The following is a 22978-nucleotide window of genomic DNA, read 5'->3' on the forward strand; positions in this document are numbered from 1 at the left end:
GCTTGCGAATACAGACGACGGATTCATAACGATTATGGACAGGCTCAAGCATGCCCTCGGGGAAGCCACCGGCTGGCTGCTCTTCCTCAGTTTCCTGATGCTGCTGGCACTCGGCTTGCCGCCGGAGGTGTTCGATCCTGAGTCGAAGCATTTCATCATGCTGATCGGCCTGATCGGCATCTGGCGCTACTCCATGGGGATCATCCACTTCCTGCGCGGCATGCTGTTCCTCTACGTGGTCTACCCCTACTACCGGCGCAAGGTGGAGAAGCTGGGCAAGGACGCCGATCCTTCCCACGTGTTCCTGATGGTCACCAGCTTCCGCATCGACGCCCTGACCACCGGCAAGGTCTACGGTTCGGTGATCCGCGAGGCGATCAACTGCGGCTACCCGACCACCGTGGTCTGCTCGATCGTGGAAATGTCCGACGAGCTGCTGATCAAGAGCCTCTGGGAAAAGCTCGCGCCCCCGGACCGGGTCAAGCTGGACTTCGTGCGCATCGCCGGCACCGGCAAGCGCGACGGCCTGGCCAACGGCTTCCGCGCCATCTCCCGGCACATGCCCGACGACAACGCGGTGGTCGCGGTGATCGACGGCGACACCGTGCTGAACGAAGGCGTGGTGCGCCAGACGGTCCCCTATTTCAAGATTTTCCCCAACATGGGTGGCCTGACCACCAACGAGTTCTGCGAAGTGCTGGGCGGCTACATCATGAGCGAGTGGCACAAGCTGCGCTTCGCCCAGCGCCACATCAACATGTGCTCGATGGCCCTGTCGCACCGCGTGCTGACCCTCACCGGGCGGATGTCGGTGTTCCGCGCCGCGGTGGTCACCGACCCCGAGTTCATCATCGACGTCGAGAACGACAACCTCGACCACTGGCGCCTGGGTCGCTTCAAGTTCCTCACCGGCGACGACAAGTCCAGCTGGTTCAGCCTGATGCGCCTGGGCTACGACACCTTCTACGTGCCCGACGCCTCGATCCACACCGTCGAGCACCCGCCGGAGAAGCGCTTCGTCAAGGCCAGCCGCAAGCTGATGTTCCGCTGGTACGGCAACAACCTGCGGCAGAACTCCCGCGCCCTCAAGCTCGGCGTCCAGCGCCTGGGCTGGTTCACCTCGGTGGTGCTGTTCGACCAGCGCGTGTCCATGTGGACCAGCGTGCTCGGCCTGACCGTGGCGATCATCGGCACCATCAAGTACAGCATCGCCATCTTCATCGCCTACCTGCTGTGGGTCTGCTCCACCCGCCTGGTCCTGACCCTGCTGCTGTCCCTCTCCGGGCACCCCATCGGACCGGCCTACCCGCTGATCCTCTATTACAACCAGATCGTCGGCGCACTGGTGAAGATCCACGTGTTCTTCCGCCTCGACCAGCAATCCTGGACGCGCCAGGACACCAAGCTCAACCGCGAACTCGCCAGCTTCCAGAGCTGGTTCAACAACTGGTCGTCGAAGGCCATGACTTTTTCAGCAGCCAGCATCTTCGTCGCTGTGCTGATGCTGTCGGTCTGACCGGGAATGAATGATCGAGAAGGAAGACATCCAACCATGAATACCGCGACCCTCAACGTAAATGTGGTCCACGAGTCGGAGGCGCAACGCCAGCATGCCCGGGTCAAGTTGCCCGGCAAGATCCGCTTCATCGGCCCCAACCGGGAAACCGTCGAGCAGCGCCTGATCGACATCTCCGCCGGCGGCTTCAGCTTCGCCAGCGGCAAGCCGATCACCCAGCAGGGCGCCTTCCACCGCGGCAAGCTGATGTTCCAGCTCGACAGCCTTGGCCTGGCCATGGACGTGGAGTTCCAGGTGCGCAACCTCGACCCGGAAACCGGCCGCACCGGCTGCCAGTTCCAGGGCCTGGGCGCCCGCGAGATTTCCACCCTGCGCCAGCTGATCACCTCGCACCTGAGCGGCGAGCTGGTCACCGTCGGCGACGTGATCTGCACCCTGCAGCGCGACAACTTCACCAAAGCCCGCAAGGGCAAGGGCCTGGCCCAGCAGACCGCCTTCGAGCGCCTGCGCGCGGTCAGCTTCAGCCTGGCGATCTTCATCGTCGGCCTCGGCGCCTTCGGCCTGATCCTCAAGCAGCTCTACGACCTCTACTTCGTCACCCATGCCGAATCGGGCATGGTCAGCGTGCCCGGCATGCAGGTGACCATGCCCCGCGAAGGCACGGTGCAGAGCCTGGTCGGCCCGGACGGCCTGGTCGCCAACGGCGCGCCGATCGCCGCCTTCTCCGCCTCCATGCTGGAAATGCTCAAGGGCCACCTAAGCGAGGAGCAGCTCAACCCGGCCAACGTCGAGAAGCTGTTCACCAAGCAGATGAAGGGCACCCTGACCAGCCCGTGCGACTGCAAGGTGGTCGCCCAGCGCGTCGCCAACGGCCAGTACGCCTCCAAGGGCGATGTGATCTTCGACCTGCTGCCGCGCGACGCCGCTGCCACCGTCGAGGCGCGCTTCCGCTACCACGACTTCGGCAAGCTCAAGCCCGGCACCGAGGTCACCTTCAGCGTGCCCGGCGAGGAGCAGGCACGCCACGGCCGGATCGTCAGCAGCGCCCTGCAGGACGAAAGCCTGTCCGGCGACATCCGCGTGATCATCCAGCCCGAACAACCCCTGGACAGCGCCCTGGCCGGTCAGCCGGTGGAAGTGGTCATCGACCGCGGCCCCTCCTACGACTGGCTGATCGACAAGGCCGTGACCGCCGGACTCTGAGAGGAACCCTCAGGTGAATCTGACCAAGCCCCTGCTGCTCACGGCGCTGGCCGGCCTGACGGCCTGCGCCAACCTCGACCTGCCCGACGAGCGTCTGGCGAAGGAAGCCCTGCAGCGCGGTGACACCCAGACCGCCGAGCGGCATTTCCGCCAGCTCGCCGAAATGGGCTTCACCGACGCCCAGCTCGGCCTGGCCGACATGCAGCTGGCCAGCGGCGATCCCGAGCAGCTGCGCAAGGCGGAACAAACCTACCGCATGGCGCTGGACGCCTCGCCGCGGGCCAAGGCCCGCCTCGGCAAGCTGCTCGCCTACAAGCCGACCAGCAGCGAGGCGGAAAAGCGCGAAGCCGCGCAGCTGCTCGGCGACGCCTTCGGCGCCGGCGAGGAAGGCGTGCTGCTGCCGCTGGCGATGCTCTACCTGAAGAACCCGCAGAGCTTCCCGGACGTCAGCCTGCAACAGCGCATCGACCAGTGGCGGGCCGCCGGGCATCCCCAGGCGGACATCGCGCAGATCATCCTCTACCGCACCCAGGGCACCTACGACCAGCACCTGGACGACATCGAGCGGATCTGCCAGCAGCGCCTGGCCGAGCACAGCGACTGCTACATCGAGCTGGCCACCGTCTACCTCAAGCGCAAGCAGGACGACCGCCTGCAGGCGCTGGTGCAGCAGCTGATGGCCGCCCAGCGCGCCGGCAGCGTGCCGGCGCAGATGGTCATGGACGTCGCCGGCGTGCTCGCCAACCCGCTGCTCGGCGTCTCCGACGAGAAGACCGCGCGCACCATGCTCGAGGAAATCGCGCCGACCTACCCGGCCGCCTGGGTCGCCCTGGCGCGCCTGCTCTACGACTTCCCCGGTACCGGCGACATCGACCAGATGCTCGGCTACCTCGAGCGCGGCCGCTCCGCCGCCCAGCCGGCGGCCGACCTGCTGCTCGGCCGGCTCTACTACGAAGGCAAGCTGCTTCCGCAGGACCCGTTCAAGGCCGAAGAGCATTTCATCAAGGCCCGCGCCACGGAAAACAGCGCCCACTACTACCTGGGCCAGATCTACCGCCGCGGCTTCCTCGGCGAGGTCTACCCGCAGAAGGCCGTCGACAGCCTGCTGACCGCCGCCCGCGGCGGCCAGGCGAGCGCCGACTACGCCCTCGCCCAACTGTTCTCCCAGGGCCGCGGCATCCGCATCGACCTGGCCAATGCCTACGTCTTCGCGCGCCTCGCCGTGCTCCAGGGCCGCCCGGACTCCGAAGCGCTGCTGCAGGAAATCGAGACTAAGCTCGCTCCTGCGGAGCGCACTCGGGGCGAACAGTTGCTGCACGCAGAACAGCAGGCTCGTTACGGCGCGTGGCAAGCCCCGACGCAACTGCAAGCCATGCAAACCGAACAGGAAGCACTATGAGAAGGAAGCAATACATCAGCGCCGGACTGGGACTGGGAGCCACCCTGCTCTGCACTCCCCTCCTGGCAGGCCCCGTGGGGCCCGACCGCAACTACGGCATGGACGTGAAGATCACCGCCGAGTCCGAGGATGATCGTGACCTCGACACCCGCAGCGGCGGCGACGCCGAGGGCGTCGCCCTCGACCTCAGGCCCTGGGTCTATGGCCGGCGCGGCAACTGGGGCGCCATGGTGATGCTGCAGGCGGTCACTGCCACCGACATCATCGAAACCGACCCGACCGACCCCAACGAAGAACCCCGGGCGACATCGGAAACGGTTTCAACCGCGACAGCAGCCGCGACCCGGACAAGAGCTACCTGGCCCTGCGCGAGTTCTGGATCGACTACGCCGGCCTCACCCCCTACCCCGGCGAGCACCTGCGCCTCGGCCGCCAGCGCGTGCGCAGCCCCACCAACGAAGGCACCTGGTGGGACATCCACATCGAGTCGCTGAACTGGACCATGGACACCAGCCTGCTGCGTGCCCAGGCCGGCGTCGCCGAGCGCTTCGACGAATACCGCACCGACCTCGACGACCTGAGCGCCGAGGACGAGGACCGCACCCACGTGTTCGGTGGTCTCGACTATCAATGGCGGCCGGGCCACTGGGCCGGCTTCAAGGTGCACCACACCAGCGACGACGGCGACCTGCCGGACAGCCAGCAGGAGGTCGACGAGGACCGCCAGAGCAAATCCTACACCGGCGACCTGACCTGGCTGGGCGTGCACCTGGACGGCGACTTCTTCAACTACCGCTCGACCATGCCGCTCAACTACTGGGCCGAATTCACCTGGCTGACCGGCGAGATGGACAAGCGCCACTTCGCCAGCGACGGCAGCCCCGACCACTACAAGGACATGGACGTCGATGCCTGGGCCCTGGATCTCGGCCTGCGCTGGAGCATCAACGACCGCTGGAAGGTCGGCGCGGCCTATGCCCGCGGCAGCGGCGGCGAGGGCGACGACGAGTCCGAACAGTTCATCCAGACCGGCATGCACAGCAACCGCTCGAGCTTCACCGGCATCCAGACGCGCATCCACCGCTTCGGCGAGGCGTTCCGCGGCGAGCTGACCAACCTGCAGGTCGGCACCCTGTTCACTTCCTGGAAGCCGCGCGAGGACTTCGAGACCAGCCTGATCTACCACCACTTCTGGCGCGTCGACGACGACGAGCAGCTCGGCCAGAACGGCGTCAGCCCGTTCGAGAAGGACGGCAAGGACGCCCTCAAGGCCGGCAAGAGCGATCTCGGCCAGGAAGTCGACCTGGTGATCACCCGCTACTTCAATGCCGGCATGCTGCCCGGCGGCTGGACCGGGGAACTGGACGAGGAGTCCGCGCTGATCCGTCTGCGCAGCGGTCTGTTCTTCCCGACCAGCGCCTACGCCAGCAAGGGCGACAGCCAGATGCATCGTGTCTTCGTCGACATGATCTGGCGCTTCTAGGGTCTGTTGATGCTTTGGCGCAGGCCGCGACGGAGATCCGTCTGGCGCAGAACAAGGAACGAGGAGAGAAGTTTGGTCATTCCAAATGAACGAGGAGAGACGCCGTGCTGCGCCAGACGGACCCCGTCCCTGCGGGTTGCGCGGCAAATGCCACCGTGCGGCGTTGCGGGTCTTGGCAAGGGAATGACCATTGCCGGCGACCCGCGCCTGGCCTGGCGGCATTTGGCGCGGCAACGCGGCCCACGCCAAAACGTCAACAGACCCTATGGTCCAGCGGCACGCTGAGAGGATCGAACATGAACATGCAACGAAAATTTGCATCCACCCAGCTCAAACCCGTGCTGCTCGGCGTGTTGCTGGCCACCAGCGCCTGGAGTCAGGCCGCTCCGCCGCCAGCGGCGGAGCAGTCTGCTCCCATCACTCTGAATTCGAAGCAGTACAGCGTCAGCAGCGCCTCGATCGAGGCGCTGCATATGGATGCGCCCAAGCTGCCGGATCTCTCCGGCTACACCCACGCCGCGGTGGAGGCCAAGATCCAGCGCAAGCCCGGCGGACAGATCGCCGTACGACGCATGCTGCAGCAGAACGCCCTGAAGGACTTCACCGGCGGCAGCGGGCGTCTGCGCGAGTGGATCGCCCGCCAGGGTGGCATGCCCCATGCGATCTTCGTCGAAGGCGGCTACGTCGAACTGAGCCAGCTGGCCCGGCAACTGTCGCCCAGCCAGCTCGCCGAGACCGCGCCGGGCGTCTACGTGGCGCGCCTGCCGATCGTCGTCGCCCCCGGCGCGACCCTGCACATCGGCAAGAACGTCAAGGAACTGCGCCTCTCCGAGGAGCGCGGTTCCTTCCTGGTCAACGACGGCAAGCTGTTCATCACCGATACCAAGGTGGTCGGCTGGAGCGAGAAGAACAACGCCCCGTCCGCCTACCGCGGCGAGGAGGTGTTCCGCCCCTTCCTGGTGTCCTGGGGCGGCACCGAGACCTACATCTCGCGCAGCACCATCGCCAGCCTGGGCTACAACACCAGTAAGGCCTACGGCGTGAGCATCACCCAGTACACCCCGGAGATGCACAAGCGCCTCAAGCGCTCGCGCCCGACCGGCTGGCTGATCGACTCGACGTTCGAGGACATCTACTACGGCTTCTACTGCTACGAGGCCGACGACGTGGTGCTCAAGGGCAACACCTACCGCGACAACATCGTCTACGGCATCGACCCCACGACCGTTCGGAACGCCTGATCATCGCCGAGAACCATGTCTACGGGACGAAGAAGAAGCACGGCATCATCGTCTCGCGGGAAGTCAACAACAGCTGGATCATCAACAACCGCACCCACGACAACAAGCTGTCGGGCATCGTCCTCGACCGTAACAGCGAGCACAACCTGGTCGCCTACAACGAGGTGTTCCAGAACCACTCCGACGGCATCACCCTCTACGAGAGCTCGAACAACCTCATCTGGGGCAACCGGATCATCGCCAACGCGCGCCACGGCATCCGCATGCGCAACAGCATGAACATCCGCATCTACGAGAACCTCTCCGCCGCCAATCAGCTGACCGGCATCTACGGCCACATCAAGGACCTCAGCCACACCGACCGGAACTTCAAGCTCGACCCCTTCGACACCAAGGTGTCGATGATCGTGGTCGGCGGCCAGCTGGCCGGCAACGGTTCGGCGCCGATCTCGGTGGACTCGCCGCTGAGCCTCGAGCTCTACCGCGTGGAGATGCTCGCCCCGACCAAAAGCTCCGGCCTCTCCTTCACCGGCGTCCTCGGCGACAAGCAGGAGGAGATCCTCGACCTGCTGGTACGCCGCCAGAAGGCCGTGCTGATCGATCCGGTCGACGCCCAGGCCGAGCTGTAGAAACGACGAGACTGCACCCATGAAGACCCACAAGCGCAAATGGATTGGACTCTCCACGCTGGCCGCGGCGATCGCCCTGGCCGCCACCGGCGTGCGTGCCGAAACCCCCGCCGGGCTGCCCACCTACCGGGCCGAGCCCTGCTGCAACCTGTGCCCGGCCGCCGCCGATCCCAACGCCTACAGCAGCAGCTACATGAAGGACTTCGTCACCCTAGTGCAGGGTAACGAGAGCGACTGGCTGTTCCGTACCAACGAGGACCTGCGCACCGAATTCGGCACCACGCCCGACGGCTACCGCAAGCTCAAGGCCCTGCACGACGCCTTCAAGAGCCGCGGCGTCGAGCTGGTGATCGTCTACCAGCCGACCCGCGGCATGGTGCAGCGCAACAAACTGCTGCCCGCCGACTACGCCCGCTTCGACTACGACAAGGCGGTGAGGAACTTCCGGGCGACCCTGAAGCACTTCGAGGAGCTCGGCTACTGGGTGCCCGACCTGACCCCGCTGACCGACGAGAAGGTCGAGCCGGCCTTCTACTTCCGCGGCGACCACCACTGGACCTCCTACGGCGCCGAACGCAGCGCGCGGATCGTCGCCGAGACCATGAAGAAGGTCCCCGGCTTCGCGGACATCCCGAAGAAGGAGTTCGTCACCAAGAAGATGGGCCGCATGGGCAAGCGCGGCACCCACCACCGGGTCGCCGGCCAGCTGTGCAACACCACCTACGCCTTCGAGCACAGCGACCAGTTCTTCACCGAGCCCAAGGGCGAAGGCGGCGGCGACGACCTGTTCGGCGACAGCGGGCTGCCGCAGATCACCCTGGTCGGCACCAGCCACAGCGGCACGAACTACAACTTCGCCGGCTTCCTCTCCGAATACACCGGCGCCGAGATCCTCAACGTCGCCTTCCCCGGCAGCGGCCTGGAAGGCTCGATGCTCGAATACCTGGCCAGCGAGGAGTTCCAGAAGAACCCGCCGAAGATCCTCGTCTGGGAGTTCTCGCCGCTCTACAAGCTGGACGAGGACAAGTTCTACCGCCAGGCGCTGTCCATGCTCGGCAATGCCTGCGAAGGCGAGAAGACCCTGCTCGCCGGCAAGGCCACCCTGCGCCCCGGCGAGGCCGGCAAGGAAGTGCTGATCAACGGCGCCGGCCGGCTGGTCGAGGCCAGCAACGCCCGCCATCAGGTGGACATCCGCTTCAGCGACCCCTCGGTGAAGAAGCTGCAAGGCACCATCTGGTACATGACCGGCCGCCGCGAGCAGTTCCAGTTCGACAAGCCGGTCACCACCGAAACCAACGGCCGCTTCGCCTTCAACATGCGCGACGAGGCCGACTGGGGCGGATTGAACTTCTTCGCCATGGAAATCCAGCCGCCGGAAGGGCTCAAAGAGCCCGTCGAAGTCGAGGTGCGCCTGTGCAAGCGCCACGACTACCGTGCCCCGGCCAACCTGACCGCCCGCAGCGGCAACTGAGGCTCCCATGAAGACCAGACTCGCCCTCCCCTGCCTGCTCGGCAGCCTGCTGCTGAGCCAAGCCGTTCACGCCGCCAGCCTGGTTCCGCCCAAGGGCTACTACGCGGCCGTCGAGACCCGTGGCGGCGAGGCGCAAGCCTGCCAGATGGTGCCCGAGCCCTACACCGGCGAGCTGGTCTTTCGCAGCAAGTACGAAGGCTCGGACTCGGCCCGCTCGACCCTCAACAAGGAGGCGGAAAAGGCCTTCCGTGCCAAGACCAAGCCGATCACCGAGATCGAGCGCGGCGTCAGCCGGATGGTCATGCGCTACATGGAAAAGGGCCGCACCGGCGAGCTGGAGTGCGCCCTGACCTGGCTGGACGCCTGGGCCGAGGACGGCGCGCTGCTGTCCCCGAGTACAACCACACCGGCAAGTCCATGCGCAAATGGGCCCTGGGCAGCCTGGCCGGCGCCTACCTGCGCCTGAAGTTCTCCACGTCGCAGCCGCTGGCGGCCTACCCGGAGCAGGCGCGGCGCATCGAGGCCTGGTTCTCCAAGCTAGGTGACCAGGTGGTCAAGGACTGGAGCGACCTGCCGCTCAAGCAGGTCAACAACCACTCCTACTGGGCGGCCTGGGCGGTGATGGCCGCCGCCGTGGCGACCGACCGCCGGCCGCTGTTCGACTGGGCGGTGGAGCAGTTCCACATCGCCGCCAAGCAGATCGACCCGCAGGGCTTCCTGCCCAACGAGCTCAAGCGCCGCCAGCGCGCCCTCGCCTACCACAACTACGCCCTGCCGCCCTTGATGATGGTCGCCGCCTTCGCCCAGGCCAACGGCGTCGACCTGCGCGGCGACAACGACGGCGCCCTGGGCCGCCTGGCCGGCAACGTGCTGGCCGGCGTCGAGGATCCCGATCCGTTCGCCGAGCGGGCCGGCGACGAGGACCAGGACATGGAGGACCTGGAGACCGACGCCAAATTCTCCTGGCTGGAGCCCTACTGCGCGCTCTACGCCTGTTCCCCCGCCCTGCGGGAAAAGAAGGCCGAAATGGGCCCGTTCAAGAATTTCCGCCTGGGCGGCGACGTGACGCGGACCTTCGATCCGCCGGAGAAACCGTCCAAATCGACCGTCGGCAAGCGCGACTAGCGCAGGCCGCCACATCGAGCCAAAGCAGCCGGCAGTTCGTCCGTCGCCGGCCGCCACGCCCTCTCCGGGCCGGGCGGGATGCCCCGAAATGCGCACAAGACGCAACCGGGAACGGACCTCTTCGGGTGTTCCCGGGGGAGAGGCCGGGCTCATGAGGAGCCTGAACAATTGGTGCTAGAAGCGAGACACGGGTAATGGTTTTTTCATCCAACGTCTTCCTGTTTTTATTTCTGCCGCTGTTTCTCGGGTTGTACTACCTGAGCCCGGCGCGCTATCGCAACCTGTTGCTGCTGACCGCCAGCTATATCTTCTATGCCTGGTGGCGCATCGACTTCCTCGGCCTATTCGCCGCCGTCACCGTCTTCAACTACTGGATCGGTCTGCGCATCGGCGCCGCCGGCGTGCGCAGCAAGAGCGGCCAGCACTGGCTGATCTTCGGCGTGGTGGTCGACCTCTGCGTGCTCGGCTACTTCAAGTACGCCAACTTCGGTGTGGACAGCCTGAACGCGATCATCGCCTCGTTCGGTCTGGAGCCCTTCGTGGTCACCCACATCCTGCTGCCGATCGGGATTTCCTTCTACGTCTTCGAGTCGATCAGCTACATCATCGACGTGTACCGCGGCGATACCCCGGCGACCCGCAACCTGATCGACTTCGCCGCCTTCGTGGCGATCTTCCCGCACCTGATCGCCGGCCCGGTGCTGCGCTTCCGTGACCTGGTCGACCAGTTCAACCACCGCACCCACACGCTGGACAAGTTCGCCGAAGGCTGCACCCGCTTCATGCAGGGCTTCATCAAGAAGGTGTTCATCGCCGACAGCCTGGCGCCGATCGCCGACCACTGCTTCGCCCTCAGCGATCCGACCACCGGCGACGCCTGGCTCGGCGCCCTGGCCTACACCGCCCAGCTGTACTTCGACTTCTCCGGCTACAGCGACATGGCCATCGGCCTCGGCCTGATGATGGGCTTCCGCTTCATGGAGAACTTCAACCAGCCCTACATCAGCCAGTCGATCACCGAGTTCTGGCGCCGCTGGCACATCAGCCTGTCCACCTGGCTGCGCGACTACCTGTACATCAGCCTGGGCGGCAACCGCGGCAGCACCTTCCAGACCTACCGCAACCTGATCCTGACCATGCTGCTCGGCGGCCTGTGGCACGGCGCCAACTGGACCTTCATCATCTGGGGCGCCTGGCACGGCACCTGGCTGGCCATCGAGCGCGCCCTGCGCATCGACGCCGCGCCGAAGAGCATCCGTCCGCTGCGCTGGGCCTTCGCCTTCCTGCTGGTGGTGATCGGCTGGGTGATCTTCCGCGCCGAGAACCTCGACGTGGCCTGGCGCATGTACGCCGCCATGTTCAGCTTCGGCGACTGGACCCTGTCCGAACTGAACCGCGCGCAGCTGACCAGCCTGCAGATCGCCACCCTGCTGCTCGCCTACGTGGTGATCGCCGTGTTCGGCATCCGCCAGTTCTACGCCCAGCCGCTCACCGGAGCGCCCAAGGCCAAGGCCAACGAGCAGGCCGACGCGCCCCAGGGCATCGTCGCGGCCGCGAACGGCACCCTGACCTATGCGCCGTCGACCGCCATCGACCTGCCGATGCTGGCGACCCGCGTCGCGCTGCTCCTGCTGTTCGCCGCCTCGGTGCTCAAGCTTTCGGCGCAGAGCTTCTCGCCCTTCCTCTACTTCCAGTTCTGAAGAGGGATCGCCATGAACAGAACCTCCAACCTGCTCTACGCCGGCACCTTCACCGGCACCCTGCTGGCCCTCAGCCTGTGGTCGCTCAAGGGCGCCAGCGACTTCTCCGCCGCCGCCGACACCCCGGTGCTCAACGGCAAGCTGGCCCTGGCCTTCGAGAAGCACTACGACGAGGAATTCCCGATCAAGCGGCTCGGCACCAACCTCTGGGCCGCGCTGGACTTCAGCCTGTTCGGCGAAGGTCGTCCCGGGGTGATGATCGGCGCCAACGACTGGCTGTACAGCGACGAGGAATTCAAGCCCACCGCCGCCGGCCAGGACAACATCCGCAGCAACCTGGCGCTGATCCAGGGCGTGCGCGAGAGCCTGGCGCAGCACAACGTGCAGCTGGTCATGGCGATCCTGCCGGCCAAGGCGCGCCTGTATCCGGAACACCTCGGCGAACGCCGCCCGGCGGCGCTGCATCAGGGGCTCTACCAGAGCTTCCACGGCGCCATGGGCGCGGCCGGCATCCAGGCGCCGGACCTGTTCGGCCCGCTGACCCAGGCCAAGACCGAGGGCCAGGTGTTCCTGCGCACCGATACCCACTGGACGCCCTACGGCGCCCAGGTCGTCGCCGGCCAGCTGGCCACGGCGATCCGCCCGAGCGGCCTGCTGCCCGAGACCGGCAGCGTCTACGTCACCGAAACCGCGCCGGGCGGCCCGCACAAGGGCGACCTGACCAACTTCCTGCCGCTCGACCCGCTGTTCGAGGAGATGCTGCCGCCGCCGGACCAGCTGACCAAGCACAGCACCCGCGCCCAGGACGAAAACGGTGCCGGCGCCGGCGACCTGTTCGCCGAAACCCAGGTGCCGGTGGCTCTGGTCGGCACCAGCTACAGTGCCGACCAGCGCTGGAACTTCGCCGGCGCGCTGCGCCAGGCGCTCGGCAGCGACCTGGTGAACTTCGCCGAGGACGGCCGCGGGCCGATCCTGCCGATGCTCAAGTTCCTGCAGAGCGACGACTTCAAGAACGCCCCGCCGCGCCTGGTGATCTGGGAGTTCCCCGAACGCTACCTGCCGGTGGCCTACGACCTGAGCGAATTCGACGCCAACTGGATCGCCCAGCTCAAGGGCGCCGGCCGCCAGGACAAGCGCCTGGCCGACAACACCGCTACCCCGCAGGGCGCGCGCCCCTGAGCGCCGTCCCACTACCGCCTCGCTAAGGAGTACAAGCAATGATCCGACTGCAACGCAAGCACCGCATCGCCCTCGGCCTGAGCCTGCTGCTCGGCTTCGCCGGTTCCCAGGCCCAGGCCGGAGACGCGGCGCTCTACGAAGCCGTGGCGCCCAAGGGCTCGGCGTTCGTGCGCCTCTACAACGCCGGCAACCAGGAAACCAGCGCCAGCGTCGGCAGCGTCGCGCTGGAGGACATCTCGCCGCTGTCCAGCAGCGGCTTCGAATACCTGCCGGCCGGCCAGTACAGCGCCCGCATCGGCTCCCAGAGCCTGCCGGTGAACCTCTCGGCCGACCACTACTACACCCTGGTGACCCAGGCCGGCGGCGCCCCGCTGCTGGTCGAGGAGCCGGCCTTCAAGAGCAAGCAGAAGGCCATGCTGCGGGTGCAGAACCTCTCCGACAAGGCGCTGACCCTGAAGACCGCCGACGGCAAGACCGAAGTGGTCAAGAGCGTGGAACCCAAGGGACGCGGCGACCGCGAGATCAACCCGGTGAAGGCCAACCTGGCGCTGTTCGACGGCGAGCGCAAGGTCGCCGACCTCAAGCCGATCAGCCTGGCCCGCGGCGAAATTGTTTGTCTGTATGTGACCGGCTCGGCGAACCAGATCAACCCCGTCTGGGTCAAACCTCCGGTGAAAGAGTGAGCGGTCCATCACATACCACCCGCAAGACCAGTGCGGAACACCAGCAGGGACACAGCAAGCAGTGCAGTACCCCATTTCCAAAGGAGCGCAATCTATGATTCCGGTGATCTTGTCAGGCGGCAGCGGCTCACGTCTCTGGCCTCTTTCCCGCAAGCAGTATCCCAAGCAGTTCCTCGCCCTGACCAGTGAGCGGACCCTGTTCCAGCAGACCCTGCAGCGCCTGAACTTCGAAGGCATGCAGAGCCCCATCGTGGTCTGCAACCAGGAGCACCGCTTCATCGTCAAGGAGCAGCTCGAAGCGGTCGATCTGCACGTGCAAGGCCTGATCCTCGAGCCCTTCGGCCGCAACACCGCGCCGGCCATTGCCCTGGCCGCCATGCAACTGCTCGCCGAGGGCCGCGACGAACTGCTGCTGGTCCTCCCGGCCGACCACGTGCTGGCCGACCAGCCGGCCTTCCAGCAGGCCATCAAGGTAGCCGCCCAGGCCGCTGAAAAGGGCGAGCTGGTGCTGTTCGGCATCCCCGCCCACCGTCCGGAGACCGGCTACGGCTACATCAAGTGCGACCTCGCCGTGCAGGGCAGCCTGCCCGAGGGCGCCAACCGCGTCCTGCAGTTCGTCGAGAAGCCGAACCTGGCCCGCGCCAAGGAATTCGTCGAGTCCGGCAACTACTTCTGGAACAGCGGCGTCTTCCTGTTCCGCGCCAGCCGCTTCCTCGAGGAACTCAAGGAGCACGACCCGGACATCTACGACAACTGCCTGCTGACCCTGGAGCGCAGCGAGCGCAACAACGACGAGCTGAAGGTCGACCCGGCCAGCTTCGCCTGCTGCCCGGACAACTCCATCGACTACGCGGTGATGGAGAAGACCCGCCAGGCCGCCGCGGTGCCGCTGTGCGCCGGCTGGAGCGACGTCGGCTGCTGGGCCTCGATCTGGGAAGTGCACGACAAGGACGAGAACGGCAACGTCACCAAGGGCGACGTGATCCTCCACGACACCCACAACAGCCTGGTACACGGTAACGGCAAGCTGGTCACCGTGATCGGCCTGGACAACGTGGTGGTGGTGGAGACCAAGGACGCCACCATGGTGGTCCACAAGGACCGCGTGCAGGACGTCAAGAAGCTGGTCAAGACCCTCGACGACCGGGGCCGCCCGGAAAGCCAGAACCACCGCCTGGTCTACCGTCCCTGGGGCGCCTACGACTCGGTGGACATGGGCAACCGCCACCAGGTCAAGCGCATCACCGTCAAGCCGGGCGCCAGCCTCTCGCTGCAGAAGCACCACCACCGCGCCGAGCACTGGATCGTGGTGTCCGGCACCGCCCAGGTGACCTGCGACGAGAAGACCTTCGTGCTCACCGAGAACCAGTCCACCTACATCCCGGTCGCCGCCGTGCACCGCCTGACCAACCCCGGCAAGATCCCGCTGGAGATCATCGAGGTGCAGTCCGGCAGCTATCTGGGCGAAGACGACATCGAACGTCTCGAGGACGTCTACGGGCGTACCGAAGGCGTGCAGAGCCGCTCCGTGGCCGGTTGACCGCTCCACCCTTCCGGACGCCCGCGCGGGCGTCCGGACAGCCCCTCCGCCGGGCAATCCGGCGGACCTCCCTCCCGAACGCACTCCCCCGTAGAATGCCGGCAGCCTCCTGCGCCGAGACCGCCCATGTCCCGCCTTCGCCTCACCCGCCCATGCTGATCGGTGCCCTGCTCCTGCTCGTCTGGCTGGCCCTGCTGCTGCGCTATCCCGACAAGGTCGCCACGGTCTCCCTCGGCGCCGCGCTCGGCGTGGCGCTGATCGCCGCCGCAACGCTCTGGCAGGAGCAGCGCACCGCGCAGCACCTGGCCCGGCTGGAACTCCGCCTGTACCACGCGCCCGCCGAATGCCCCGCCGACCGGCCGCTGGCGGCGCACCTGCACAACGGCAGCCGCCTGCCGCTGCTCGAACTGCGCTGGCGGGTCGCCGCCTACGCCCCCGGCGACAGCGCCGACCTGGTCGAGGAGCGCTACGACAGCCCGCACTACAGCGCCCCCGGCGCCCTCCAGCCGGGCAGCGACTGGCGCGCCTGCCTGCCGCTGCCGCCGCTGCGCCACGGCTACCGGGCGCAGAGCCTGGAATTTCGCGCCGAACGCCTGGACGGCCGTTTCGCCGACTGACGCCCGGCGCCGTTTCCGGCCGAACGCCGCCCGTCAAGGCTGCCCAATGCGCTCCGCTGTGAGAGAATCGGCGGTTTCCATCGATTTTTCACGGCCCATGTACAGCATCGCCCTCCCCATGCAGCGTCCGCCACGGCAGGACTGCTGATGCCGCCGGATCTCCTGCGGTTGCGCCAGGAAGACTGGCGCGACCAGTTCGACCCCGGCACCCTGCAACGCGGCCAGGACTATGCCAGCCAGGGACGCTGCACCCTGCTGCAGGTTGCCGCCGATGCAATCGACGCCAGCTGCCGGGGTGCGGCGGCCCTGCGCTACCGCCAGCGCATCCACCTGCAGTCCCATGCCGGAAACTGGCGCATCGAGGGCAGCTGCAGCTGCCCGGTGGGCCACAACTGCAAGCACGTGGTCGCCGCCCTGCTCACCCTGCAGCGTCAGGCGCCCCCCGCCGAAGCCGCTGCGCCGCGGCCCGAGCGGCGGATCGACGACCTCGAGCCCGTCCCCCAGCTGACCCTCGGCAGCCACGTGCGCCTGCACTACGACGCGCGCAAGGGCCGCATGGTGGAGCAGACCCAGCACCGCGCGGCACTGGCCTTCCGCTACGGCGAGCAGCGGACCTTCGGCAAGCCGGCCAAGGACCTGCTGGTGCCCGGCGCCACGGAAACCCTGCGCATCCGCCGCCATCCCGAGGCCGAGGCGCGCCATCGCCAGACCCTCGCCGCGCAGGGCTTCCACATCGCTCTGCGCAAGAGCGAGGCGCTGCCGGAGACGGCCGGCGAACTGCTCGAACTGCTCGACGACGACAGCTGGCTGCACTGGGTGCGCCACGACCTGCCGCGGCTGCGCGAGCAGGGCTGGCAGATCGAGATGCGCCCGGACTTCCACTACAACCTGCTGGACATCGACGACTGGTATCTGCAGCTGGAACCGGCCGCCGGGCAGGACTGGTTCGAGCTGGAAATGGGCATCGAGGTGCAGGGCCAGCGCCTCAGCCTCCTGCCGATCCTGCTCCACGCGATCCGCCACAGCCCCTGGCTGCTGACCCCCGAGGCCCTGGCCCGGCGTGCCGACGACGAGCTGCTGCTGGTGCCGGTGTCGCGCGCGCCGGGCGCCAGCCAGCGCATCGCGCTGCCCTTCGGCCGCCTGCGCCCGCTGCTGGCCAGCCTCGGCGAGCTGTTCTTCCAGGTGCCGGACGAGGCCCCGCAGCGCCTGCGCCTGGCGCGTCCCGACGCGGCCCGGCTAGCCGCCCTCGAAGAAGCCTTGCCGCTGCACTGGCAGGGCGGCGAGGCGCTGCGCGACTTCGCCCGGCGCCTGCGCGACCTGCCGCAACAGGCCGTGCAGGCGCCCGCCGGACTCCGCGCCGAGCTGCGCCCCTACCAGCTGCAGGGCCTGGCCTGGCTGCAGACGCTGCGCGAGCTGCAGGTCGGCGGCGTGCTGGCCGACGACATGGGCCTGGGCAAGACCCTGCAAACCCTGGCGCACATCCTGCTGGAAAAGGAAGCCGGGCGCCTGAGCGCACCGGCGCTGATCGTCATGCCGACCAGCCTGATCCCCAACTGGCAGGACGAGGCCGCCCGCTTCGCTCCCGACCTGCGCGTGCTGGCCCTGCACGGCTCCCGGCGCAGCGCCCTGTTCGAGGAGATGGGCAACGCCGACCTGCTGCTGACCAGCTACGCCCTGCTCGCCCGGATCTCAAGGCCCTGGCCCGCCAGCCCTACCACCTCTTGATCCTCGACGAGGCGCAGAACATCAAGAACCCGCGCAGCAAGGCCGCCCAGGCCGCGCGGGAACTCGACGCCCGGCACCGCCTGTGCCTGACCGGCACGCCGATGGAGAACCACCTGGGCGAACTCTGGTCGCTGTTCCACCTCTTGATGCCCGGCTGGCTGGGCGACCAGTTGGCCTTCAAGCAGGATTACCGCCTGCCCATCGAGAAGCACGGCGACCTCGTCCGCCTGGCCCACCTCAAGGCACGGGTGCGGCCCTTCCTGCTACGCCGGACCAAGGAGCAGGTGGCCCCCGAACTGCCGCCCAAGAGCGAGATCACCCAGTACCTGGAGCTGACCGAAGCGCAGCGCGACCGCTACGAGGCCCTGCGTCTGGCGATGGACGACAAGATCCGCACGGAGATCCAACGCCAGGGCCTGGCACGCAGCCAGCTGCTGATTCTCGAGGCCTTGCTGCGCCTGCGCCAGGTGTGCTGCGACCTGCGCCTGCTCGACGACGAGGCGGCGGCCGGCTACAAGGCCGCCGACTCGGCCAAGCTGAGCGCGCTGCTGCCGATGCTCGAGGAATTGTTCGCCGAGGGCCGCCGCGTGCTGCTGTTCTCCCAGTTCACCGGCGTGCTCGAACTGATCGCCGCGGAACTCGAGGCACGCAAGATCCCCTACGTCCAGCTGACCGGCGCCACCCGCGACCGGCGCACACCGGTGAAGGAATTCCAGGCCGGCCGGGTGCCGGTGTTCCTGATCAGCCTGAAGGCCGGCGGCGCCGGCCTGAACCTGACCGCCGCCGATACCGTGATCCACTTCGATCCCTGGTGGAACCCGGCCGCCGAAGCCCAGGCCAGCGACCGCGCCTATCGCATCGGTCAGGACAAGCCGGTGTTCGTCTACCGGCTGATCGCCCGCGGCAGCGTCGAGGAGAAGATCCAGCAGTTGCAGAAGGCCAAGGCCGAGCTGGCCCGCGGCCTGCTGGAGGGCGCTATCCACGGGGAGTGGCGGATGGGCGAGGAGGACATCGCCGCGCTGTTCGCGCCGCTGGAGTAAGGAGGCTGCGGCAGCGCCGCAGCGGGAGGCGTGTGTCGTGGCGTGCCTCCCTGCACGCCTGCCCGGGAAGGGCACGAGCCGCCCAAGGCGAGCCCGTCAAGGTGACCCCGTCATTCGGCCGTGGCGGCTTTTTCCTTCGAGGTCATGAAGCGCCGGCGCACCGACGACGGGCTGTCCGACTGCTCGGACGGGAAACGCGAGGAGGCGTAGCGCACCACCAGGTTCGACAGGGCCAGCAGCAGGATCGCCCCGGACACCATGACCACGCCCCAGGTGGGCGTGTGGTTGTGGGAAATGTCGCCGATCATCAGCCGGGTCAGCGCGGTGATCGCCACGTAGATGAGGAAGCGGATCGGCATGTGGTTGGTCTTGAAGTAGATCCCCACCATGGCGCCGAGTTCGAGGTAGATGAACAACAGGAGGATATCGTCGATGGTGATGTGACCCTTTTCGACCATGTCGAAGAAGGCATGCACCGCCGCCCAGGCCGTCACGCCGCCGATGGCGAACAGCGCCAGGTAGTGGAAGCCCTCCACCAGCAGGTTGCCCATCGACTCGGCCAGCCCATGCATCTGCTGGCGTAACACTTCAGCTTTATCGATCTTCAATTTACAGCCCTCGCGTAAGCGCCCGACGGAGACGGCCCGGCAGGCGGCCTTGAATTGATGCATATGACATGCAGAAAATAGACCAGATATCCCGAAGAAATCCGTAGGGGCATTATCAACGGCCCGACGCCGAAACGCACTAGCACAGGTTTTGCAAATCGTCGAATCGGACTCAAGGTCATTGATCGGAAAAATATTCGGACCAGGGTGGTCGCGCACGAACTTGCCTCGCGGCTGCCTGTCCACTCCTTCATCAGCCACTCGTGCAGGGAATACGCCCCATGGACAGCCCTTTCGATACCCTCAGCGCGGCTTTCCAAGCGGAATTCAACGTGAATTTCTGCGTGAAAGGCCCCGACGGTAGCATTCTTATGACGCTTTCCGATGACACCGGCATCGCCCTGTGCCACCTCATCGAGGCTGCGCAATGGCGGGATCCGCAGCGCCTGCAGGGCTGCATTGCCGCGATGAAAGGAGCGTTGGCGAGCGGAAGATAAGGCCCTTCCTGCTTTGCTCATTGGCTGTGCTCGGGACGTTGACACGCCGGATCATGCCCGGACTGCCTGTCCCGCACGGGCGACACAGCGTCAGCAGCCCGGAAACAGCGGATCCGTGGCCGGCCGCCCTCTTCAGCATGCCAGCGAAAGCCGCAGTCCAATGCCTTGAAGCCCTCCTGAGCCGAGGCTGCCCCACGCGCCGACCTACACTTATCCACGGGCGCACATTCGACGACTGACGCTCGCCCCTTGGTCAAGACCCAACTGCAATGGATGACAAACACTCACTCGGCATCAATGGATCACTGGTGCCTGGAGACAATCCATGTTCGTCTCGCTCCGTCGATTCGGTGTGTTGACCGTCACAGCCCTCACCCTGCTCGCCACATCGGCCTTTGCGCTGGACACCGTCAAATTCATGATCCCTGGCCCCAACGGCGGTGGTTATGACCAGACCGCACGCATGTTGGGCAAGGCCTTGCTCGAAGCCGGAGCGGCAAAAGCGGTCAGCTTCGAGAACAAGGGCGGCGCCGGAGGAACGCTCGGGCTGGCGCAATTCGCCAACAGCACCCGGGGCAACCCGAATGCTTTGCTCATCGTCGGCGCGGTCATGGTCGGTGCGGTGGTACAGAACAAGCCGCCAATCACCCTGGAGAAGGTGACGCCGATCGCACGGCTTTTCCACGAATACAATGTGATTGCCGTGCGTAACGCATCCCCGCACAAAACATTGGACGACTTGCTGGCCGAATTCGAGGCTAATCCGCCTACCGTCAAATGGGCTGGCGGCTCCAAGGGTTCGGTGGATCACATCGGAATCGCCGAACTGGCGGGCAAGCTGAACATCCCGATCGACAGGGTGAACTACATCGCCTTCGGCGGCGGGGGCGAAGCCGTCGCGGCGGCCCTGGGAGGCCATGTCACGGCGATCACCGGCGGCTATGCCGAACTCTCGAAATACATCGGGTCCGGTCAGTTCCGCGTACTCGCCGTCGGCTCGCCCAGCCGCATGGCCGGTGTCGATGCCCCGACGCTTAAAGAGCGGGGACTGGACATGACCATCGGCAATTGGCGCGGTGTCTATGGCGCAGCCGACCTCACGCCGGCACAACGCCAGGAAGTGACCGACGCCGTTCTGGCCGCTACCAACACCAACCTGTGGAAAGAAAGTCTCCAAGCCAATGCCTGGCTACCCAGCGTCATCAGTGGGGATGACTTTGCCAAGTTCGTCGAAGACGAGCACTCGCGCCTGCGCGACATGCTGATCAAGGTCGGTCTGCTCTGATATGCCCCGACCCCGGAAAGTATTACCGGCACAACTGGCGGTCGGCGCAACCCTCATCCTCATGAGTGCGGTATTGGCGGTCGGCGCATCCCGCTTTCCGGTGGAGAAGGGATTCACCATCCTGGGTGCTCACGTCTATCCCTATGCCGTGGCAGTGTTCCTGGGGATCGTAGGTGTATTGACGAGCCTTCAGGCTGCCACCGGTGGCTCCCGAAATCCCGCAGACGACAGCGACAGAATTACCAAGCCCGGCGGCAAGAGTGGAGCCGCCTGGGTTACCGCGGGTCTTGCGATCTGTGCCCTGCTCATCACGCATATCGGGTTCGTACTGGCTGCGGCGCTGCTGTTCGCCTGTTCGGCCCATGGATTCGGCAGTCGCCGTCCGGCACGGGACCTCGCCATCGGCATCGCTCTGGCACTACCGGTCTACTGGCTTTTCAGCATCGGGCTTGGGGTTTCCCTTCCACCTCTCGTCAACGCCTGGATCTGAGCCGGGCTCAAGGAGGTCAACATGCCGGAGATTTTCTCAAGCCTGGCCACAGGCTTCGCCACTGCACTTGTGCCGATCAATCTGCTATGCGGGTTTATCGGCTGCCTGCTTGGCACTGCGATCGGTGTCCTGCCGGGTATCGGACCGGCACTGACGATTGCCCTGCTGCTGCCGATCACGGCCAAGGTCGATCCCACCGGTGCCCTGATCATGTTCGCCGGCATCTATTACGGCGCCCAATTCGGAGGCTCCACAACCTCCATTCTGCTCAATGCGCCAGGGGAGTCGGCCTCCATGGTCACGGCCCTGGAGGGCAACTCGATGGCACGTCACGGACGGGCAGGCCCCGCCCTGGCAACGGCAGCCATCGGCTCATTCGTGGCCGGAACGATCGCCACGGTCTTGCTGACCCTCTTTGCGCCTGTCATTGCTGACTTCGCCCTGAAATTCGGCCCCGCGGAATACTTCGCGATTCTGGTGCTCGCCTTCACGACCGTGTCCGCGGTGCTCGGATCCTCCATGCTGCGCGGCCTCGCCTCGCTGGGCCTTGGACTGACCATCGGCCTGATCGGCCTGGACTCCCTCTCGGGCGTTGCCCGCTACACATGGGGGATACCCGAGTTGATCGACGGCATCGAGGTCGTACTCGTTGCCGTCGGGCTGTTTGCCGTCGGCGAAGCCCTGTACGGTCTGCTCTACCAAGGGGAAGAAGCGGGCAGTCCACAGCGCTTGACTTCCGTATGGATGACCCGCGCCGACTGGAAACGATCGGTTCCAGCCTGGCTACGGGGAACGCTCATCGGTTTTCCGTTCGGATCGATTCCGGCAGGCGGCGCTGAAATTCCGACTTTCCTGTCCTATTCGGCCGAGCGCAAACTCAGCAAGCATCCGCAAGAATTCGCGGCCCACCAAGGCGAGGGGGCCATCGAGGGCGTTGCCGGCCCCGAGGCGGCCAACAACGCGAGCGCAACGGGCTCGCTGGTTCCGCTGCTGACCCTGGGCATACCAACCTCTGCCACCGCAGCGATCCTGCTGGCCGCCTTCCAGAACTACAACCTGCAGCCGGGTCCGCTGCTCTTCCAGACCTCGGGAGAACTGGTCTGGGCCCTGGTTGCCTCTCTGTACATCGGCAACACCATCCTGCTCATCCTGAATCTTCCCCTGGTGGGCCTCTGGGTCAAGCTTCTGCGGATTCCCCGCCCCTACCTGAATGCCGGAATCCTGGTGTTCGCCACCATCGGCGTGTACGGCATGCGCCAGTCCTCCTTCGACCTCTTGCTCATGCTGGCGATCGGCTGGCTCGGGGTAGCGATGCGCCGTCTCGATTTTCCCATCGCCCCCGTGATCGTGGGCATGCTGCTGGGTCCCATGGCCGAAAGGCAGCTGCGCAATGCCCTGTCCATCAGCCAGGGAGACTGGCTGGTGTTCGTGACGCAACCCATTTCCGCCGTGCTCCTCGCGTTGACGCTGCTAATCCTGATCGTCCCTCCCCTGCTGCACGCCCGCGGCATTCGTTTGCAGGAGCACGATTGAGCGTACTCGGCAGC

Annotated in this window: 14 protein-coding genes and 4 pseudogenes; 17 read left to right on the forward strand and 1 reads right to left on the reverse strand. The window is 66.3% G+C overall.

Annotated features, from left to right (window positions below; all coding sequences use genetic code 11):
• The first annotated feature begins 34 nt into the window (after positions 1-34).
• The 13 genes and pseudogenes from alg8 (at position 35) to Atro_RS09020 (ending at position 18551) form a co-directional block, all read left to right on the forward strand.
• Positions 35-1516, forward strand: coding sequence for a mannuronan synthase (gene alg8, locus Atro_RS08960; RefSeq protein ID WP_497927293.1), 1482 nt, complete (start codon positions 35-37; stop codon positions 1514-1516).
• A gap of 36 nt (positions 1517-1552) precedes the next feature.
• Positions 1553-2719 (forward strand): PilZ domain-containing protein, encoded by a 1167-nt coding sequence (locus Atro_RS08965; protein ID WP_497927294.1) that lies wholly within the window; start codon positions 1553-1555, stop codon positions 2717-2719.
• A 13-nt stretch (positions 2720-2732) separates the two neighbouring features.
• A complete protein-coding gene (locus Atro_RS08970; protein ID WP_497927295.1) occupies positions 2733-4118 on the forward strand; it encodes an alginate biosynthesis protein AlgK in 1386 nt (461 codons plus the stop codon).
• A pseudogene (locus tag Atro_RS08975) lies at positions 4115-5601 on the forward strand (alginate export family protein). Before Atro_RS08970 ends, Atro_RS08975 begins: the two are co-directional and overlap by 4 nt.
• A gap of 296 nt (positions 5602-5897) precedes the next feature.
• Positions 5898-7471, forward strand: a pseudogene (gene algG, locus Atro_RS08980) (mannuronan 5-epimerase AlgG).
• 19 nt (positions 7472-7490) lie between these two features.
• The gene (locus Atro_RS08985) at positions 7491-8942 is read left to right on the forward strand and encodes an alginate O-acetyltransferase AlgX-related protein (RefSeq protein ID WP_497927296.1); all 1452 of its coding nucleotides are present in this window, start codon (positions 7491-7493) and stop codon (positions 8940-8942) included.
• A 7-nt stretch (positions 8943-8949) separates the two neighbouring features.
• A pseudogene (locus Atro_RS08990) lies at positions 8950-10067 on the forward strand (mannuronate-specific alginate lyase).
• A 194-nt stretch (positions 10068-10261) separates the two neighbouring features.
• On the forward strand, positions 10262-11767 hold the full coding sequence (locus tag Atro_RS08995) for an MBOAT family O-acyltransferase (RefSeq protein WP_497927297.1): 1506 nt from the start codon (positions 10262-10264) through the stop codon (positions 11765-11767).
• 12 nt (positions 11768-11779) lie between these two features.
• Entirely contained in the window at positions 11780-12946 is a 1167-nt protein-coding gene (locus Atro_RS09000) for an alginate O-acetyltransferase (RefSeq protein WP_497927298.1), read from the forward strand.
• A 38-nt stretch (positions 12947-12984) separates the two neighbouring features.
• Positions 12985-13629 carry an alginate O-acetyltransferase AlgF gene (locus tag Atro_RS09005; protein ID WP_497927299.1) on the forward strand — a complete coding sequence of 215 codons (645 nt, stop codon included), beginning with the start codon at positions 12985-12987 and terminating at the stop codon, positions 13627-13629.
• Between the two features lie 94 nt (positions 13630-13723).
• On the forward strand, positions 13724-15169 hold the full coding sequence (locus Atro_RS09010) for a mannose-1-phosphate guanylyltransferase/mannose-6-phosphate isomerase (protein WP_497927300.1): 1446 nt from the start codon (positions 13724-13726) through the stop codon (positions 15167-15169).
• Positions 15170-15321: 152 nt separating this feature from the next.
• Positions 15322-15786, forward strand: a complete 465-nt coding sequence (locus tag Atro_RS09015) for a multidrug transporter (protein ID WP_497927301.1) — start codon at positions 15322-15324, stop codon at positions 15784-15786.
• A 147-nt stretch (positions 15787-15933) separates the two neighbouring features.
• Positions 15934-18551 (forward strand): annotated as a pseudogene (locus Atro_RS09020) (DEAD/DEAH box helicase).
• A gap of 110 nt (positions 18552-18661) precedes the next feature.
• Here the strand turns inward: Atro_RS09020 and Atro_RS09025 are convergent.
• Complete coding sequence (locus Atro_RS09025; protein WP_497927302.1) at positions 18662-19159, reverse strand: phosphate-starvation-inducible protein PsiE; 498 nt, start codon at positions 19157-19159, stop codon at positions 18662-18664.
• 281 nt (positions 19160-19440) lie between these two features.
• Here Atro_RS09025 and Atro_RS09030 point away from each other — a divergent pair, with 281 nt between their 5' ends.
• From Atro_RS09030 to Atro_RS09045, 4 genes are all read left to right on the forward strand, one after another.
• The gene (locus tag Atro_RS09030; protein WP_497927303.1) at positions 19441-19656 is read left to right on the forward strand and encodes a DUF3509 domain-containing protein; all 216 of its coding nucleotides are present in this window, start codon (positions 19441-19443) and stop codon (positions 19654-19656) included.
• A 325-nt stretch (positions 19657-19981) separates the two neighbouring features.
• Positions 19982-20941 carry a Bug family tripartite tricarboxylate transporter substrate binding protein gene (locus Atro_RS09035; protein WP_497927304.1) on the forward strand — a complete coding sequence of 320 codons (960 nt, stop codon included), beginning with the start codon at positions 19982-19984 and terminating at the stop codon, positions 20939-20941.
• A 1-nt stretch (position 20942) separates the two neighbouring features.
• Positions 20943-21431 (forward strand): tripartite tricarboxylate transporter TctB family protein, encoded by a 489-nt coding sequence (locus Atro_RS09040; RefSeq protein WP_497927305.1) that lies wholly within the window; start codon positions 20943-20945, stop codon positions 21429-21431.
• A gap of 21 nt (positions 21432-21452) precedes the next feature.
• Positions 21453-22964 carry a tripartite tricarboxylate transporter permease gene (locus Atro_RS09045; RefSeq protein WP_497927306.1) on the forward strand — a complete coding sequence of 504 codons (1512 nt, stop codon included), beginning with the start codon at positions 21453-21455 and terminating at the stop codon, positions 22962-22964.
• The last annotated feature ends 14 nt before the right edge of the window (positions 22965-22978 follow it).

It is taken from the genome of Azotobacter tropicalis, assembly GCF_059739045.1.

Excerpts from the sequence above, each read along its gene's own strand:
- alg8 (WP_497927293.1), top strand. The coding sequence starts at position 35 with ATGGACAGGCTCAAGCATGCCCTCGGGGAAGCCACCGGCTGGCTGCTC.
- Atro_RS08965 (WP_497927294.1), top strand. The coding sequence starts at position 1,553 with ATGAATACCGCGACCCTCAACGTAAATGTGGTCCACGAGTCGGAGGCG.
- Atro_RS08985 (WP_497927296.1), top strand. The coding sequence starts at position 7,491 with ATGAAGACCCACAAGCGCAAATGGATTGGACTCTCCACGCTGGCCGCG.
- Atro_RS08995 (WP_497927297.1), top strand. The coding sequence starts at position 10,262 with ATGGTTTTTTCATCCAACGTCTTCCTGTTTTTATTTCTGCCGCTGTTT.
- Atro_RS09000 (WP_497927298.1), top strand. The coding sequence starts at position 11,780 with ATGAACAGAACCTCCAACCTGCTCTACGCCGGCACCTTCACCGGCACC.
- Atro_RS09005 (WP_497927299.1), top strand. The coding sequence starts at position 12,985 with ATGATCCGACTGCAACGCAAGCACCGCATCGCCCTCGGCCTGAGCCTG.
- Atro_RS09010 (WP_497927300.1), top strand. The coding sequence starts at position 13,724 with ATGATTCCGGTGATCTTGTCAGGCGGCAGCGGCTCACGTCTCTGGCCT.
- Atro_RS09015 (WP_497927301.1), top strand. The coding sequence starts at position 15,322 with ATGCTGATCGGTGCCCTGCTCCTGCTCGTCTGGCTGGCCCTGCTGCTG.
- Atro_RS09030 (WP_497927303.1), top strand. The coding sequence starts at position 19,441 with ATGGACAGCCCTTTCGATACCCTCAGCGCGGCTTTCCAAGCGGAATTC.
- Atro_RS09035 (WP_497927304.1), top strand. The coding sequence starts at position 19,982 with ATGTTCGTCTCGCTCCGTCGATTCGGTGTGTTGACCGTCACAGCCCTC.
- Atro_RS09040 (WP_497927305.1), top strand. The coding sequence starts at position 20,943 with ATGCCCCGACCCCGGAAAGTATTACCGGCACAACTGGCGGTCGGCGCA.
- Atro_RS09045 (WP_497927306.1), top strand. The coding sequence starts at position 21,453 with ATGCCGGAGATTTTCTCAAGCCTGGCCACAGGCTTCGCCACTGCACTT.